We start from the raw sequence: 16419 nt of genomic DNA, 5'->3' as shown, positions 1-16419 counted from the left end.
CACTTCTGTGCATAAGTCAATGCCGATCGAGCGAGACACCGATCCTCAAGCGGCCTTCCGGCGGTAGGCATGCACCGTCTCGACCAGCGCCGCGACGTTGTCCGGCGGGGTGAATTGGGAGATCCCGTGCCCGAGGTTGAACACGTGTCCGGTGTCGCCCGGCCCGTAGGCGTCGAGCACCCGCGTCGCCTCGCGCGCCACCGCTTCGGGCGTTGCCAGCAATACCGCCGGGTCAAGGTTGCCCTGCAGGGCGACGCGGTCGCCAACCCGGCGCCGGGCTTCGCCCAGGTCGATGCTCCAGTCGAGGCCGACGCCGTCGCAACCGCTCGCCGCGATGGCTTCCAGCCACAGGCCGCCGCCCTTGGTGAACACGATGCTCGGCACCCGCTCGCCGTCGCGCTCGCGGATCAGCCCGGCGAGGATGCGCTCAAGGTAGGCGAGCGAAAACTCGCGGTACGCCGCCGCCGTCAGGCAACCGCCCCACGAATCGAAAAGCATCACCGCCTGCGCGCCGGCTTCGATCTGGGCGTTGAGGTAGGCGGTCACCGCGTCGGCGGTCACGCCGAGGATGTGGTGCAGCAGGTCCGGGCGCGCGTAGAGCATGCGCTTGACTTGGTGAAAATCGCTGCTCGAACCGCCCTCGATCATGTAGCAGGCGAGCGTGAACGGGCTGCCGGAAAAACCGATCAACGGCACGCTGCCGTCCAGCGCGCGGCGGATTTCGGCCACGGCGTCGACCACGTAGCGCAAGTGGTCGTGCGGATCGGGCGCCGACAGCGCCCGGATCGCCCACTCCTCGCGCAAAGGACGTTCGAAGCGCGGCCCCTCGCCCTCGGCGAAGTACAGGCCGAGGCCCATGGCGTCGGGCACGGTGAGAATGTCGGAGAACAGGATCGCCGCATCCAGGTTGTAGCGCGCCAACGGCTGCAGGGTCACCTCGCAGGCCAGTGCCGGGTTCTTGCACAGTTGCAGGAAGCTGCCGGCGCGCTTGCGCGTCTCGCAGTACTCGGGCAGGTAGCGGCCGGCCTGGCGCATCAGCCAGAGCGGGGTGTGGTCGGTCGGTTCGCGCCGCAGCGCGCGCAGGAAGTTGTCGTTGCGGGGTCGGGTCACCATGGGCTCCGCGTAGGCGCCAGAAGCGCGATAAAGCCTGGATTATGGCGCGTTCCCGCCGGCCGCGCCACGCCCGCCCCGCAAGCCCTTCAGCGACGCCAGAAATACGGGGTGAAGAGCACGAACAGGGTAAAGATCTCGAGGCGCCCGGCAAGCATCGCGAGCGAGCAGATCCAGGTCTGAAAATCGCTCAAGCCCTGGTAGTTCTGCGCCGGCCCGGCAAGGCCCAGCCCCGGCCCGGCGTTGTTGATGCAGGCGATGATGGCGGTGAAGGCGGAGATGAAATCCATGCCGCTGGCCATCAGGAAGAACGTCAGCTCGCAGACGGTAAACGCATAAAGGAAGATGAAGCCGAGGACGGCGCCGGCGATGTTGGGCGAAATCACCGCCCCGCCGACGCGCACCGGATTGACCGCCGCCGGATGCACGAGGCGCTGCAATTCGCCCTGCGCATGGCGGACCAGGACCAACGCCCGGAAAAGCTTGATCCCGCCGCCCGTCGACCCGGAACTGGCGGCAAAACAGGAAAGGAACAGCATCCACATGGGGACGAAGATCGGCCACTGCTCGTAGTCGAGGCTGACGAAGCCGCAGTCGGTGGCGATCGACACCAGGTTGAAGGCCACGTGGCGCAAGGCCTGCGGCCAGGCCTCGTAGGTGCCGACAAGCCACAGGTAGGTCGCGCAGACGAGGGTGCTGGCGGCGATCAGCGCCAGCAACGTGCGCGCCTCGACGTCGCGCCAGTAGGCGACGAGCGAACGCCCGCGCGCGGCCAGGAAGTGGGTGGCGAAGTTCATCGCCGCGAGGAGCATGAAGACGATCAACACCCCCTCGATCAGCGGCGAGTCGAACTGACCGACACTCGCGTCGTAGGTCGAGAAGCCGCCCAGCGAGAGCGCGGCAAACGCATGGCAGACGGCGTCGAGCCAGCCCATCCCGGCAGCGCGCAGAGCCAGGATACAGGCCAGGGTGATGCCGCAATAGACGAGCCACAGGGCCTTGGCCGTGCCGGCGATGCGCGGCGTGAGCTTGGAGTCTTTCATCGGCCCCGGCGTCTCGGCCTTGTAGAGCTGCATGCCGCCGACGCCCAGCAGCGGCAGGATGGCAACGGCGAAGACGATGATCCCCATGCCGCCGAACCAGTTGAGCGCGTGCCGCCAGAGGTTGACCGAAGCCGGCAGGTGTTCGAGGCCGGTGAGCACGGTCGCGCCGGTGGTCGTGAGGCCCGACATGGTCTCGAAGAAGGCGTCGGTAAACGACAGCCCTGGAATGGCAAGCATGAGCGGCACCGTGGCGATCGCCGCCATCAGCACCCAGGCCAGGGTAACCAAAAGAAAGCCGTCGCGCGGCTGCAGCTCGCGCCGATAGCGCCGCGTCGGCCACCACAGGCCGACCCCGGCCAGCAGGCAGCAACCGAGGGCGATGATGAAGTGGCGCAAGGCGCCGTCGTCGCAGATCAGGCTGGTGGCGATCGGCAGGGTGTAGGTGACCGAGAAGCTGCCGAGCAGCATCCCCATCACCCGAACGACCGGAAAGAGCCGTTGTTTCACAGGAAGCCGAAACCGACCTGGAAGAGTTTCTCGACCCGGCGCACCACCTTCTTGTTGGCGCAGAAGACGATCACGTGGTCGCCGCTGCGCAGCACCTCGGACTTGTGCGCGATCAGCACCCGCGCCGGCGGGCAGACGACCGGGACGTCGGCGTAATCGCTGAGGGCCGGATCGGGCGGAGGCGGCGGTTCGGGCATGCGGACGATGACCGCCAGCGTCGCCCCGGGGATGGGCTTCAGGTCGCCGACCCGGCGCCCGACGACGCCCGAAGTCCGTTCGTCGCCATGCACCACGATCTCCAGCGCCTCGGCCACGCCGCGGCGCAGGCTGTGCACCTTGACCACGAAGCCGCGCCGGACGTGAGTGAGCAGGTCGCCGATCGAAACCTGCGCCGGCGAGATGGCAATGTCGATCGGCCCGCCCTGCACCACTTCGGCGTAGGCGCGCCGGTTGATCAGCGCCAGCACGCGCGAGCAGCCCATGTTCTTGGCCAGCGACGCGGCCATGATGTTGTCTTCGTCGTCGTTGGTCAGCGCGAGGAAGAGGTCGGTCTCCTCGATGCCTTCGAGGTTGAGCAGTTCGTCGTCGGTGGCGTCGCCGAGCAGCACCAGCGCGTCGCCGACCTGGCCGGCGATGGCATGCGCGCGAGCGGAGTTGCTCTCGATGAGTTTGACCTGGACGCGCTCGGCGAGCCGGCGCGCAACGCGCAGGCCGATGTTGCCGCCGCCGGCGACCATCACCCGGCGCACCGGCGGTTTCTGTTGTCCGAGTTCGAGGATCACCTGTCGGATGTGCTCCGCCGCAGCCAGGACGAAGACTTCGTCGCCTTCCTCGATGACGGTTTCGCCGACCGGGGGAATCGAGCGGCCGCGCCGGAAGATCGCCGCGATGCGCGCATCGCAGCCTTCGCCGAGGTGCGAGGGCAACGCCTTGATCGGCAGCCCGACCAGACGCCCTCCGCTTTCGGCGCGCATGCCGACGAGCACCACGCGTTCGCCGGCGAAGCTCAGCACCTGCAACGCTTCGGGGAAATCGACCAGCTTGACGAGGTAGTCGGTGATCACCTTCTCCGGACACAGCGCGTAATCGACCGCGAATTCGGCGTCGGCAAGCGGCGCCGCGTCCTCGAGGTATTCGGGCGAGCGCAGGCGGGCGATGCGGGTCGGGACGTTGAACACGCTGTGCGCGAGCTTGCAGGCGACGAGGTTGGTCGGGTCGCTCTGGGTCACCGCCAGCAGCATGTCGGCATCGCCCAACCCGGCCTCGCGCAACACCGAGGGCAGCACGCCGTTGCCGCAGACGGTGCGCAGGTCGAGCCGCTCGTGCAGAAAGGCGAGCCGTTTTTCATCGGTATCGACGACGGTGATGTCGTTGCTTTCCGAAACCAGGCTCTGGGCGACACTGGTCCCGACCTGGCCGGCCCCGAGAATGACGATGCGCACGCGCGATTCCTCCCTGTGGCGTAGCTTTCTGCTTTATTCGTGGTCCTCGCCGCGACGCACCAGATTGAGCCCGAGCTGCTTGAGCTTGCGGTAAAGGTGGGTGCGTTCGAGGCCGGTCTTGTCGGCGACTCGCGTCATGTTGCCGCGTTCGAGCTTGAGGTGATGCTCGAAATACAGGCGTTCGAACTCCTCGCGCGCCTCACGCAAAGGCTTGTTGAACAGCGGCAGCGCGGGCGGCGCCTTGGGCGCGTCGCCGGCATCGCGCAACAGGATGCTCTCGACGTCCTCGACGGCGATCTCCTCGTCGAGCGCCGACAGCGCCAGGTTGCGCACCGTCGCCAGCAGTTCGCCCCACTCGCCCTGCCAGTGATGGAGGCGCAGTCCGTTGAGGGCGCCGCTCGAGAAGACGCGCGGCGGAACGTCCTTGCGTTCGACGAGGTGGGCGAGGATCAGCGCCGCGACCTCGGGCACCTCGTCGGCATGGCCGGAAAGCTGCGGCAACGAGACCCAGACTTCGCCCAGACGCGCCACCAGCCCCGGGTCCCAGCCGGCTTCTTCGAGCGTGACCAGCGCACGCGAATGCGCGGCGACGAGCTGCAGCTTGTACCTGTCGAGCCGATCGAGGGCGAAGGCGAGGTTCTTCTGCTGCAGTTTGCCGAGCAGCATCAGGTCGGCGACGAAGAGGATGCCGCCGCTCGCGTTCTCCAGCATCTCCTGGGTCAGCGGCGCGCTCGAGGCCGACAGATCGAGCCACGGCGTCTTGGGCGTCTGCAGGGTGCGCGCGCAGATTTCGGCGATGCTGCCCGAGGCGCTCTTGAGCAGCAGGATCGAGGTCTTGCCCGCGGCTTGCTCAAGACGCTTCTTGAGGTCCTTGAGCAGAGGAGAGCGGGCGAAGGCGTCGAGGGTCAGCGGCGGCTTCTGCGGCGCCACCTCGTGCTTGAGCGCTTTTTTCACGGTGCTCAGCAGCTTTTGCAGGGCGATCGGCTTTTCCAGGAAATCGACCGCGCCGACGCGCGTCGCCTCGACCGCCGAGTCGATCGTGCCGTGCCCGGACATCATCACCACAGGCATGGTCAGCAACCCGGACGATGACCACTCCTTGAGCAGCGAAATGCCGTCGGTATCAGGCATCCAGATGTCGAGCAGCACCAGGTCGGGCCGTTTCTCGCTACGGCATTTGCGCGCCGCAGCCGCGTTTTCGGCAACCGTCACGCTGTGCCCCTCGTCGGAAAGAATCTCCGAGAGGAGTTCGCGGATGCCCATTTCATCGTCAACGACCAGTATTTGAGCCATAGTCAGTTCTCGGTTGAAGTGTCTGCAAGGGATGCCGACGGGGGACTTGCCTCCTGCGCCAAAGGCAGACGGATGCTGACTTCGGCGCCTTGCGGCTGTCGGTTATTGATGCGGATGCGGCCATGATGCTCATCCACGATTTTCTTGACGATGGCCAGGCCCAGCCCGGTGCCGCGCGCCTTGCTCGTCACGTAGGGTTCGAAGACGCGGGCCATGATTTCGGCCGGGAAGCCCGGGCCACCGTCGGCGACAACCAATTCGGCCTTGCCGTCGACGAGGCGCGTCAGCACCTCGATCTGGGCCGCGTCGCGCTGTTCCTGGGCCTCTTCGGCGTTGCGCAACAGGTTGTGAATGATCTGGCGCAACTGGCTCGCGTCGCCGAGCACCGGCGGCAGGCCGTCGGCAAGCTCGACGCGGATCTTGGCCTGCGAAGTTTCGTACAGGCCGAGCACCTCGCGGATCAACGCATTGAGGTCAAGGCGCGCAAGTTCGGGCGGCGGCAGGCGGGCGTAGTCGGAAAACTCGTTGACCATGCGCTTCATCGCCTGCACCTGGTTGATGATGGTCTGCGTCGCGCGGGCCAGCATCTCCGCGTCGGCGCCACCCAGCTTCTCGGAAAACTTGAGCTGCAGGCGTTCGGCCGAGAGCTGGATCGGAGTGAGCGGGTTCTTGATTTCGTGCGCCAGACGCCGCGCCACTTCGCCCCAGGCCGCGCTGCGCTGCGCTGAGACGAGTTGCGTCACGTCGTCGAAGACGACCACGTAGCCGCCGCCGGTGGCCATCGGCAGCTGGCTGCCGCGCACGATCAGAATCTGCGGCAGGCCGCCTTCGTGTTCGAGCTGAATCTGCGTCTGCCATTCGCGCTCGCCGTGCTTGGCGAAGGCATCGACGATCGCCCGTCCGAGCGTCCGTTCGCGCGGCCAGGCGTCGACTTCGAGCGAGAACATGCCGACAAAATCGTCGTCGAGGATGGTCCGGGCGCCCTGGTTCACCGTGCGCAGGCCGAAATCGGCGTCGAACACCAGCACCCCGGCCGAGAGGTGGGAGAGGATGGATTCGAGGTAGGCGCGCGCGGCTTCGACCTCGAGGCGGTGCCGCTCGGTGTCGCGGCGGGCGTCGTCGAGCTGGCGCGTCATGCGGTTGAACGATTGAGTCAGTACGCCCAGCTCGTCGCGACTGTAGATCGCCTGGCGCGGGGTGAAATCGCCCGCAGCAACGGCCTGCGTCCCTTCGGCGAGGATCGACAGCGGCGCCGACAGCCGGCGGGCCAGGACGAAGGCGGCGGCAATGGCGGTAAATAGCGCGAGCAGCACGGTCAGCGTCAGGGTCATCGCGTAGATCCGAGTCAGCCCCTCGCGCCCCAGCGACAGTTCCTGGTAGTCGCGATACACCGCCTGTACCCGCTCGGCATTGGATGCCAGCCCCGAAGGCACCGGCTGGGTCAGCTGCAGGATGCGCGTTTCGCTGCCCAGCCCCGGCGGCAGGACCGGCATCAGGACGCGCAGGTTGAGGTCGCGCCCGTTGGCGCCATCGATCTCGCGGTGCCCGCGCCCGACCCGGGCCTGGCGCAGCTTGTCGGCGGGCGGTGGTTCGGGCAGGAAGCTGGAGAGGTCGCCGCTGGCAGCGGCGATCAACTGGCCGTTGATGGTGAATACGGCGGCCGAAGGCACGCCCGTCTGTTCACGCAGGCGGGCGAGCGACATCCGCCACTGCGATTCGGGCTGTTCGCCGAGTTCGAGCGCCATTCCGCGCCCCTTGTCGGCGAGGTCCTCAAGCAGCGAATCGAGCGCCACGCGCCCGAGGTTGAGGCCCGATTCGAGCGCCTTTTCGACGCGCACGTCGAACCAGGTCTCGATGCTCTTGGTGACGAACTGCACCGAGACGGCGTAGATCAGGACGCCGGGAATCACGGCCATCACCCCGAACATGAGCATCAGCCGCAGTTTGAGGCGGGAACCGAAGAGCTTGGCCTGGTGCTCCTGCCACAAGGCGCGCACCTGCCAGCCGATGAGCACCAGCAGGGCGAGGGCGACGATGGCGTTGAGCCCGAGCAGCCAGGGGTAATGGCGGGCGAAAAGCGCGGTATTGGCGCTTGCCGAAGCCAGCAGGTAAAGCAGGATACCGCCCAGCGATGCGGCAACGATGATGAGGTGTTTCATCGCACCTCACCGGAAGACGGCATGGCGGGCGACGGCGCGGACGGCGACAGCGACGGCAACGCGGGCTGCGGCGCGGTCGGAAGCGGCATCGGGACGGGCAAGGGCGATTCCGGCGGCAGCGACACGGCGGGAACGACGATCGGTTCGCTGACCGGCAGCGTCGGGGCATCGCGCGGCACGAAGGTCCAACGCTGCCAGCCCGAACTGAGCGTCCACTCCTTGTTCGAGAGGGCGCTGACCTGAAAAGTCTTGGGCATCTGCGAGAGGTCGAGCCGCATCTGCAGCGCCGCTTGATAGGCGACGTCGGGCTTCACCATCGCCTTGTCGAGCACCGGCCAGGGCGCCAGCCGCGCCATGCCGCGCATCGCTTCACCGAGCGAGGCATACGTCTGGTGCTGGTTGCCGACGCTGACCCGGTACTGGCGCGTCAGGGCCAGGTAGGCCAGCTGGACGGGCTTGTGACGGCGGACGACCTGTTCATCGAACCAGTACCAGCGGTTGCGCAGGAGTTCGAAATCGATCACGAAGTGCAGCACCACGCCTTTGTTCACCGCATCCTCGAGGCGGCCGTTGAGGACCATCCCGAATTCGGCGTTCAGGCTGTAGCCGTCTTCGGTCGCTCCCAGCTGAGCGTTGCGGATGGCGATTTCGGCTGCGCCCAGCGGTGCCCCGAACAGGGCCAGCAGGAAACCGAGCAACAGGCCGTTGCGAAGCTTGCGCAGCGCCGCCCGGAGGCGGTAGAGGAAAAGCCCGCCGCCCGCGCGCGGGGCGCAGGCGAACGGGCGCAAGGCATCACTCGGCAGCTTTGCGCAGCAAGGCATAATAGAACCCGTCGTGGTCGTCCCCGGGCAACAATTGTTCTCGGTGCAGGCAGGACGCTTCCGGCTGACGGTGCAGGAAAGCGTCGATCTGCGCCGCATTCTCCTCGGTAAATACCGAGCACGTCGCGTACAGCAGCTTACCTCCTGGCTTGAGCAAAGGCCAGAGGGCGTCGAGCAGTGCTGCCTGGGTATGCACCAGCGGACGCAGGTCGCTCTCGCGGCGCAGGGCCTTCATGTCCGGGTGGCGACGCACGACGCCCGAGGCCGAACACGGTACGTCGGCGAGGATGGCATCGAACGGACGCCCGTCCCACCAGGCGTCCACGGCGGCCGCGTCGGCCGCCCGCACTTGGGCAGCAAGCCCCAGGCGGCGCAGGGTGTCGTCGATGCGCCGGCAGCGCTCGGCGTCGATGTCGAGCGCCAGGAGGTCGAGGTCGCCCACCTCGAGCAGGTGCGCCGTCTTGCCGCCGGGCGCGGCGCAGGCGTCGAGTACGCGGGCGCCGGGCGCCGGAGCCAGCAGCTCGGCCGCGCGTTGGGCGCCGGCGTCCTGCACCGAAACGTCGCCGTCGGCAAAGCCGGGCAACAGATCAACCGCCACCGGGGTCGCCAGGATCAAGCCCTGACGCCCTACCGGGCGGGCCTGCAGGCCGCATCCAGCAAGGCGTTCACGGTAGGCCTCGCGACTGCCGCGGCGCGCGTTGACGCGCAGGGTCATCGGCGGCGGCGCGTTGCCGGCGGCGACGATCGCCGGCCATTGCTCGGGATAGGCGCGGCGCAGGCGAGCCAGCCACCAGGCCGGATGCGCGTGCACCGCCACGTCGTTGCGTTCGAGCTCGGCGAGCAGCGTTTCGCGCTGGCGCAGGTAATTGCGCAGGACGCCGTTCACCAGCCCCTTGAGCGCCCCGCCCACCAGCGTCGCCGAAGCCGCGACGGCCTGGTCGACGACCGTGTGCACGGCCTCGGGGCGGGTCTCGATGCGATACAGCGCGGCCAGCAGCAGGGCTTCGGTTTCGGCATGCCCGAGCGCTTTGCTGAGCAGTTTCGAGAGAATGAAGTCGCCTTGGCCATGGCGGCGGAAAACGCCGTAGGCCACGTCCTGCGCCGCGGCGCGCGCGGCGGCGGGCTCGCCGGCCAGCGCCCGCAGGGCTTCGCTCAGGCTGCGCCCGTCACGCACCGCGGCGATGGCGCGCGCCGCCAAAAGCAGGCTCCAGGCCAGCGAGTCGCTCGCCAGAGGCGATGCCAATGTCGTCGGCGCCGGGTCCGCCGGACGGCGGACGCGCACCAGCCGACGCGGCCCCGCCGGCGCTGATTTCGGAGGGGAAGACGTCAAGATCGGTCACCCGGATGTGGAATGGGCGCGAGTTTAGCACGCGAGTGACAAGCCGCGCCTGGCGCGCCCATAATGCGCCATGTCCGCGTCCTCGCTCAAATCCTACGCTTGGCTGTCGATCGCCGCCGCGCTCGCCACCATCGTGCTCAAATCCTTGGCCTGGTGGCTGACGGGTTCGGTCGGGCTGCTCTCGGACGCGCTCGAGTCGGTGGTCAATCTGGCCGGGGCGATGATGGCGCTGGCCATGATCTCGCTGGCCGAGCAGCCGGCGGACGACAAACATGCCTACGGCCATAACAAGGCTGAATATTTCTCCGGCGGCTTCGAAGGCCTGCTGATCGTCGTCGCCGCCTTCGGTATCGCCGCCGCGGCCATCGACCGTCTGCTGCATCCACAGCCACTGGCCAGCATCGACATCGGCCTCGCCGTCTCGGCGGCGGCCTCGCTGATCAACTTCGTCGTCGCCCGCATCCTCCTCGCCGCCGGCCGCCGCCACCGCTCGATCCCGCTCGAAGCCGACGCGCAACACCTGATGACCGACGTATGGACCTCGGTCGCGGTCATCATCGGCATCCTGGGAATCAGCCTCACCGGCTGGCTGTGGCTCGACCCGTTACTGGCCCTGATCTTCGCCGGCAACATCGTCCATACCGGCTGGACGCTGCTGTACCGCTCCGTGCATGGGCTGATGGACACCGCGTTGCCGGCGTCCGAACATGCCGCCGTCGTCGCCATCCTCGAGCGCTACCGCGCCGCCGGCGCCGACTACCACGCCCTGCGCACGCGCGAGTCGGGCGCCCGCCGTTTCGTCGAAGTCCACCTGCTGCTGCCCGGCGACTGGTCGTTGCGCCGCGCGCACGACCTCGCCGAAACGCTCGAAAATGACATCCGCACAGCCCTGCCCCAGGCGCACGTGCTCACCCACCTCGAACCCCTGGACGATCCGCGTGCCCATGACGACCTCCACCTCGACCGCTGAGCGCCGTCGCGGCCCTTGCCTCGGCTGGGTCTGCACTCTGGGCCTGGGCCTGCTGGCCCTGCCCCTCGTTGCTTCAGCGTGGAACGCCACCGGACACCGCCTGGTGGCGGAGATCGCCTGGCAGCAGATGAACGAGGACGCCCGACACGGCGTCGCGCGCCTGCTCGCCAACCATCCGGACCTCGAACGCTGGCGCGACCGCGCCAAGTCCGAACAGCCGCGGGCGGTGTTCGTCGAAGCCTCGACCTGGCCGGACGACATCCGCAAGGACGCGCGTTTCTACATCCCGGACAAGGATGCGCCGACCCCGCCGTTGCCCGGTTTTCCGGACATGGAGCGGCACAGCGACTGGCACACCGCGCCGCGCCCGATCGACGGCAGCGTCCCGCCGCCCGAGTTCAAGCCCGGCCAGCTCGGCACGCAGCTCGTGCGCCAGCTGGCGGTGCTCGACGATCCGGGCGCCGAACCGACGCTGCGCAGCTACGCCCTGCCCTGGGTCATCCATTTGACCGGCGACGCGCACCAGCCCTTGCATCTGAGCCTGCGCCGCGCCCCGAACGGCGCCTGGGATCGCGTCGGCCACGCCGTCAGCGTGAACAATCCGTTCAGCCCGCGCAAAACCACGCAGACCCTGCACGAATTCTGGGACGCCCTGCCGATCGTCCCGAGCCAGCGCGGCGAACGTCTGGCGGTGGAAGCACGCAGCCTGCTCGCCGCCCACCCGGCGCCCGCGCCTATGGCGCCGCCTGAGCACTGGCTCGCGGAAAGCTGGCACGAGGCGCGCGAGCACGGTTACCCGCGCGAAACCGAATCGCCGGTGATGATCAGCCACGAATTCCACGAACGCAGCAAAGCGATCGCCGAACGGCGCCTCGTGGCCGCCGGCTACCGGCTCGCCGAACGCCTCAACCGCGCCTTCGGCCGCTGACCGCGCTGCAAAAAACACGCGGGGCGCGCCGGATTTCCCGACGCGCCCCGCGCTTTTGTTCCGGCCTCTGGCCGCGCTTTAACGCCAGCCGCCGCCGACCATCGCGCGCAGGCGTGCGACACGTTCCTCGGTTGCCGGATGGGTGCTGAACAGGCCGGCGATGCCGCCCCCCGAAAGCGGATTCATGATCATCATCTGCGCCGTTTCCGGATGCGCCTCGGCGGTCGGCATCGGGATGCCGCGCGCATAGGCGTCGATCCGGGCGAGCGCGTCGGCAAGCGCGTTCGGGTCGCCGCTGATCTCGGCGCCGCCGCGGTCGGCCTCGAACTCGCGCGCCCGCGAAATCGCCATCTGGATCAAGGAGGCGGCGATCGGCGCCAGCAGGGCGACGGCGATGCTGGCGATCGGATTGGCCGGCCGCCCGTCTTCGTCGCGCCCACCGAAGAACATCGCGAAGTTGGCGAGCGCCGAGATCGCCCCGGCCATCGTCGCCGAGATCGTCGAGATCAGGATGTCGCGGTGTTTCACGTGTGCCAGCTCGTGCGCCATCACGCCACGGATTTCGCGCGCCGACAGGAGATGCAGGATGCCGGTGGTCGCCGCGACGGCCGCGTGTTCGGGATTGCGCCCGGTGGCAAAGGCGTTGGGCTGCGCTTCGTCGATGATGTACACCTTGGGCATCGGCATCCCGGCTTTTTGCGCCAGTTCGCGCACCATGCCGTAGAACTGCGGCGCCGAGGCTTCATCCACTTCCTGCGCGTTGTACATGCGCAGCACCATCTTGTCCGAAAACCAGTAGGCAAAGACGTTCATCACGCCGCCGAAGAGCAGCGCCAGCAGCATCCCGTTGCTGCCGCCGATCATCGAGCCGATGACGCCGAACAGGGCCATGATCGCGGCCATCAGCAGCGAGGTTTTCAACCAGTTGCCAAACATCGGGCGACTCCTTGTGTACGTTTGCCGAACCAAACCGGCGACACCCGATAGATGCGGCCGGCGCGGAAAAATTCAAGCCGTCGTCACGCCGACGCGGGAACGGGGTCGAAGCCCTGCCCCGGCTTGAGTGCGCTGCCGGCCAGGAAATCGCCGACCGGCAGGCGTTTGCCGCCGGCCTTCTGGACTTCGAGCAGGCGCAGGCAGCCCATGCCGCAGCCGACGACGATGCCGTCGCGGCCGACGGCGACGATCTCTCCCGGCGCCCCCTGGCCGCCTTCCGGACGCGCCGCCCAAATTTTGAGCGTCTGTCCGCCCAGGCTCGCCGTCGCGCCCGGGAAGGGGTTGAAGGCACGCACCTGGCGATCGAGTTCGGCGGCCGTCCGGCGCCAATCGAGCGGTGCCTCGGCCTTGTCGAGCTTGGAGGCGTAGGTCACCCCGGCTTCGGGCTGCGGCCGCGGCGTCAGCGCCCGGCCGTCGAGCGCTTCGACGATCAGGCGCGCACCGAGCGCGGCCAGTTTGTCATGCAGCGTACTCGCGGTCTCGTCGGCGGCGATAAACACCCGCCCCTCGTGCAACACCGGTCCGGTGTCGAGCCCGGCTTCCATCTGCATGATGCCGACCCCGGTCTCAGCGTCGCCGGCCAGGAGCGCGCGCTGGATCGGCGCCGCGCCGCGCCAGCGCGGCAGGAGCGAGGCGTGAATGTTGATGCAGCCCAGCCGCGGCAGGTCGAGCACCGCCTGCGGCAAAATCAGCCCGTACGCGGCGACGACCATGGCCTCGGCACCGACTGCCGCCACCCGCGCCTGCGCCTCGGGATCGCGCAGCGTCGGCGGCTGGAAGACCTCGATCCCGGCCGCCAGCGCGACCTGCTTCACCGGCGAGGCCTGCAGCGCCATCCCGCGTCCTGCGGGACGATCGGGCTGAGTGAGCACTAACGCCACCTGATGTCCGGCAGCCAGCAGGGCGCGCAGCGCCTGCGCCGCGAATTCCGGCGTTCCGGCAAAGATCAGCTTCATGCCGTGATCCGCGCCTGCTTGGCGAGCTTGGACTTGATCCGCATCTGCTTGAGCATCGAGAGGTGCTCGACGAAAACCTTGCCCTGCAGGTGGTCCATCTCGTGCTGGATGCACACGGCGAGCAGGCCGTCGGCGCTCAGCGTCTGTGTCTGACCGTCGAGGTCGAGGTAGCGCACGGTGACGCGCTCGGCGCGTTCGACCTTGTCGTAGATGCCCGGCACCGAGAGGCAGCCCTCTTCACCGACCTGGGCGCCCTCGCGCGCCAGTATCTTAGGATTGATCAACACCAGCAGCGCATCGCGCGTCTCGGAAGTGTCGATCACGATCAGCTGCTGGTGCACGTCGACCTGGGTCGCGGCCAAGCCGATGCCCGGTGCCTCGTACATCGTTTCGGCCATGTCCTGCGCCAGCCGGCGAATGCCATCGTCAATCGTGGCGATCGGCGCGGCGACCTTGTGCAGACGCGGATCGGGGAAACGGAGGATGGGAAGTAATGCCATAAAAATGCTTGAACGGAGAAGGAATTACGTGCAGAATTGAACGCAACACATTGATAAACGGCGCGAACCAGGGAATGTGCAGGCGCCTGGACGCCACGGGCGCAAGCGAAGTCGGCCGACATCCCGTCGCCCGAAAAACGTCAGGCGCCGGATCGCATCCGCCCGCAGGGGCGATTGCCGCATGAGGATAACACGATGATCCGCATTTTATCCGCGCTCTTGCTGGCCAGCGCTGCAACGCTCACCCACGCGGCCGAACCCGCATCGCCCTTGGTCAACAACCCGCCGCAGCAACACATCGTCGTTCCCGGCGACACCTTGTGGGACATCTCCGCCAAATTCCTGCGCGAGCCCTGGCGCTGGCCGGAAATCTGGCGCATGAACCAGAGCGAGATCAAGAACCCGCACCGCATTTACCCGGGCGACCGCATCGTCCTCGAACGCGACGCCAACGGCCGCCCCTACCTGCGCGTCGGCGAAAGCAAACTTTCCCCGCGCATCTACGAAGAACCGATCAAGACCGCGATCCCGCCAATTCCGCCCAACGTCATCGAGCCCTTCATCTCGGCGCCGCTGGTCATCGAAGCCCAGCAACTCGACCGCGCCCCGCGCTTCGTCGCCACGGCGCAAGACCGCGTCTTCCTCGGCGCGGGCGACACGGGTTACGTGCAGAACGCCGACCCGGCGGTCGAGCAATGGCAGGTCTACCGCAACGGCAAGCCGCTGCTCGACCCGGCCGACCGCAAGACCGTCCTCGGCTACGAAGCCTTCTATCTCGGTTCGGCGCGCCAGGTTCGCGACGGCGAACCGGCGACCTTCGAGATCGTCACCGCCAAACAGGAAATCGGCCGCGGTGACCGCCTGGTCCCGACCGAGCGCCCGACCCTGCAGCACTACGTCCCGCACCGCCCCGACCAGCAGATCGACGGCCGGATCATCTCGATCTACGGCGGCGTCGGCTCGGCCGGGCGCGGCTCCATCGTCTCGCTCAACCGCGGCAGCAGTGACGGCCTCGAAATTGGCCACGTGCTCGCGCTCGAACGCAACCGCTCGGTAACCGGTCGCGACGACAAGGACGCCAAGGTCAGCGTGACCATTCCCGCCGAGCGCGTCGGCCTGGTCTTCGTCTTCCGCACCTTCGAGCGCATTTCCTACGCCCTGGTCGTGCAGGCCGACGCCACCGTCGAGCCCAACGACTACGTCCGCACCCCCTGAGCCTTCCCCATGGACGCCGGCGAGGGGCTGGCCGACTGGCTGCGCCTGACGCTGATTCCCGGCATCGGCGGCGAAACACAGCGCAAGCTGCTCGCCGCTTTCGGCCTGCCTGAAACCGTTTTCGCTGCGAGCCCAACCGCCCTGCGTCAGGTGATCGGCGACCGCCAAGTCACCTTGCTGCGCGACACCGACAACGCCGAAGCGATCGCCCGCGCCCTCGACTGGGCCGCCACGCCCGGCCAGTGCATCCTGACCCTGGCCGACGCCGACTACCCGCAAGCGCTGCTCGAAATCCCCGACCCGCCGAGCTTGCTCTACGTGCGCGGCCGCGTCGAACTGCTCAACCGGCCGGCGCTGGCCATCGTCGGCAGCCGCCACCCGACGCCGCAGGGCCTGCACAACGCCCGCCAGTTCTCGACCGCCCTCGCCGAAACCGGGCTGTGCATCGTCAGCGGCCTGGCGCTCGGCATCGACGCCGCCGCCCACGAAGGCACCCTCGACTGCAACGGCGACACCATCGCCGTGATCGGCACCGGCAACGACCGCATCTACCCGGCGCGCAACCGCGAGCTGGCCATCACCATCGCCGAACGCGGCTGCATCATTTCCGAATTCCCGCTCGGCACGCCGGTCGCGGCCGCCAACTTTCCGCGCCGCAATCGCCTGATCTCGGGTCTCGCACGTGGCGTCCTGGTGGTCGAGGCCAGCGTCGACAGCGGCTCGCTGATCACCGCCCGGCTGGCCGCCGAACAGGGGCGCGAAGTCTGCGCCATTCCTGGTTCGATCCACTCGCCGCAATCACGTGGTTGCCACAAGCTGCTCAAGCAGGGCGCCAAGCTTGTGGAAACGGCGCAGGACGTGCTCGAAGAACTGCGCCTCGAAATTCGCCTGCCGCCCGCCGCGCCGGCAGCCGACGTCGCCGTCCCGAACGAAGGCCCCGACGAGGCGCGGGTGCTGGCGCTGCTCGGTTACGACCCGTGTCCGCTCGACACACTGGTTACACTCAGTGGCTTGACGCCCGAGGCGCTTTCCGTGATGCTTCTGCGCCTTGAGCTCGGCGGCCGCATCGCCGCCCTGCCCGGTGGACGCTACCAACGCCTGCCGTCCTCCTGACAAGGGGTCGAATTCAATCGGATCAGC

At 68.0% G+C, this 16419-nt stretch carries 14 protein-coding genes; 4 read left to right on the top strand and 10 right to left on the bottom strand.

The features are described from left to right. Positions 1 to 45: 45 nt before the first annotated feature. The 7 genes from hemE to rsmB form a co-directional block, all read right to left on the bottom strand. Positions 46 to 1110 carry a uroporphyrinogen decarboxylase gene (gene hemE, locus QMB55_RS00595; RefSeq protein ID WP_497586739.1) on the bottom strand — a complete coding sequence of 355 codons (1065 nt, stop codon included), beginning with the start codon at positions 1108 to 1110 and terminating at the stop codon, positions 46 to 48. An 89-nt stretch (positions 1111 to 1199) separates the two neighbouring features. After that, positions 1200 to 2660 (bottom strand): TrkH family potassium uptake protein, encoded by a 1461-nt coding sequence (locus QMB55_RS00590; protein ID WP_497586713.1) that lies wholly within the window; start codon positions 2658 to 2660, stop codon positions 1200 to 1202. Next, a complete protein-coding gene (gene trkA, locus QMB55_RS00585) occupies positions 2657 to 4102 on the bottom strand; it encodes a Trk system potassium transporter TrkA (RefSeq protein ID WP_497586712.1) in 1446 nt (481 codons plus the stop codon). The genes QMB55_RS00590 and trkA overlap by 4 nt, the downstream gene beginning before the upstream one ends. A 33-nt stretch (positions 4103 to 4135) precedes the next feature. Then, positions 4136 to 5395, bottom strand: coding sequence for a sigma-54-dependent transcriptional regulator (locus QMB55_RS00580; protein WP_497586711.1), 1260 nt, complete (start codon positions 5393 to 5395; stop codon positions 4136 to 4138). A gap of 2 nt (positions 5396 to 5397) precedes the next feature. Further along, the gene (locus QMB55_RS00575) at positions 5398 to 7554 is read right to left on the bottom strand and encodes a sensor histidine kinase (protein ID WP_497586710.1); all 2157 of its coding nucleotides are present in this window, start codon (positions 7552 to 7554) and stop codon (positions 5398 to 5400) included. After that, a complete protein-coding gene (locus tag QMB55_RS00570) occupies positions 7551 to 8342 on the bottom strand; it encodes a DUF4390 domain-containing protein (RefSeq protein ID WP_497586709.1) in 792 nt (263 codons plus the stop codon). Before QMB55_RS00570 ends, QMB55_RS00575 begins: the two co-directional genes overlap by 4 nt. 4 nt (positions 8343 to 8346) lie before the next feature. After that, positions 8347 to 9705: a 16S rRNA (cytosine(967)-C(5))-methyltransferase RsmB gene (rsmB, locus tag QMB55_RS00565; RefSeq protein WP_497586708.1), complete on the bottom strand. Its 1359-nt coding sequence runs from the start codon at positions 9703 to 9705 to the stop codon at positions 8347 to 8349. A 79-nt stretch (positions 9706 to 9784) separates the two neighbouring features. Between rsmB and QMB55_RS00560 the strand changes: the two genes are divergently transcribed. Beyond that, on the top strand, positions 9785 to 10684 hold the full coding sequence (locus tag QMB55_RS00560) for a cation diffusion facilitator family transporter (protein ID WP_497586707.1): 900 nt from the start codon (positions 9785 to 9787) through the stop codon (positions 10682 to 10684). Continuing rightward, positions 10659 to 11612: a S1/P1 nuclease gene (locus QMB55_RS00555; RefSeq protein WP_497586706.1), complete on the top strand. Its 954-nt coding sequence runs from the start codon at positions 10659 to 10661 to the stop codon at positions 11610 to 11612. The genes QMB55_RS00560 and QMB55_RS00555 overlap by 26 nt, the downstream gene beginning before the upstream one ends. 78 nt (positions 11613 to 11690) lie before the next feature. On the opposite strand, the gene htpX is transcribed toward QMB55_RS00555, so the two are convergent. The 3 genes from htpX to def all read right to left on the bottom strand — a co-directional run bounded on the left by htpX (position 11691) and on the right by def (position 14064). Then, positions 11691 to 12548 carry a zinc metalloprotease HtpX gene (gene htpX / locus QMB55_RS00550; protein WP_497586705.1) on the bottom strand — a complete coding sequence of 286 codons (858 nt, stop codon included), beginning with the start codon at positions 12546 to 12548 and terminating at the stop codon, positions 11691 to 11693. An 83-nt stretch (positions 12549 to 12631) separates the two neighbouring features. After that, positions 12632 to 13564: a methionyl-tRNA formyltransferase gene (gene fmt, locus QMB55_RS00545; protein WP_497586704.1), complete on the bottom strand. Its 933-nt coding sequence runs from the start codon at positions 13562 to 13564 to the stop codon at positions 12632 to 12634. Then, positions 13561 to 14064: a peptide deformylase gene (gene def / locus QMB55_RS00540; RefSeq protein ID WP_497586703.1), complete on the bottom strand. Its 504-nt coding sequence runs from the start codon at positions 14062 to 14064 to the stop codon at positions 13561 to 13563. The genes fmt and def overlap by 4 nt, the downstream gene beginning before the upstream one ends. A 195-nt stretch (positions 14065 to 14259) precedes the next feature. On the opposite strand from def, the gene QMB55_RS00535 reads away from it, so the two are divergent. Next, positions 14260 to 15279 carry a LysM peptidoglycan-binding domain-containing protein gene (locus QMB55_RS00535; protein ID WP_497586702.1) on the top strand — a complete coding sequence of 340 codons (1020 nt, stop codon included), beginning with the start codon at positions 14260 to 14262 and terminating at the stop codon, positions 15277 to 15279. Positions 15280 to 15288: 9 nt separating this feature from the next. Beyond that, a complete protein-coding gene (gene dprA, locus QMB55_RS00530; protein ID WP_497586701.1) occupies positions 15289 to 16392 on the top strand; it encodes a DNA-processing protein DprA in 1104 nt (367 codons plus the stop codon). Positions 16393 to 16419 lie beyond the last annotated feature (27 nt).

Origin of the sequence: Propionivibrio sp. (assembly GCF_041441355.1) — a bacterium.
Classification (GTDB): domain Bacteria; phylum Pseudomonadota; class Gammaproteobacteria; order Burkholderiales; family Rhodocyclaceae; genus Propionivibrio.
This window is presented reverse-complemented; position numbering and strand designations above follow the sequence as displayed.

Bases quoted from the DNA above. Each gene is read 5' to 3' on its own strand.
- QMB55_RS00580 (WP_497586711.1), bottom strand. From the start codon at position 5,395: ATGGCTCAAATACTGGTCGTTGACGATGAAATGGGCATCCGCGAACTC.
- QMB55_RS00575 (WP_497586710.1), bottom strand. From the start codon at position 7,554: ATGAAACACCTCATCATCGTTGCCGCATCGCTGGGCGGTATCCTGCTT.
- QMB55_RS00560 (WP_497586707.1), top strand. From the start codon at position 9,785: ATGTCCGCGTCCTCGCTCAAATCCTACGCTTGGCTGTCGATCGCCGCC.
- QMB55_RS00555 (WP_497586706.1), top strand. From the start codon at position 10,659: ATGACGACCTCCACCTCGACCGCTGAGCGCCGTCGCGGCCCTTGCCTC.
- htpX (WP_497586705.1), bottom strand. From the start codon at position 12,548: ATGTTTGGCAACTGGTTGAAAACCTCGCTGCTGATGGCCGCGATCATG.
- fmt (WP_497586704.1), bottom strand. From the start codon at position 13,564: ATGAAGCTGATCTTTGCCGGAACGCCGGAATTCGCGGCGCAGGCGCTG.
- def (WP_497586703.1), bottom strand. From the start codon at position 14,064: ATGGCATTACTTCCCATCCTCCGTTTCCCCGATCCGCGTCTGCACAAG.
- QMB55_RS00535 (WP_497586702.1), top strand. From the start codon at position 14,260: ATGATCCGCATTTTATCCGCGCTCTTGCTGGCCAGCGCTGCAACGCTC.
- dprA (WP_497586701.1), top strand. From the start codon at position 15,289: ATGGACGCCGGCGAGGGGCTGGCCGACTGGCTGCGCCTGACGCTGATT.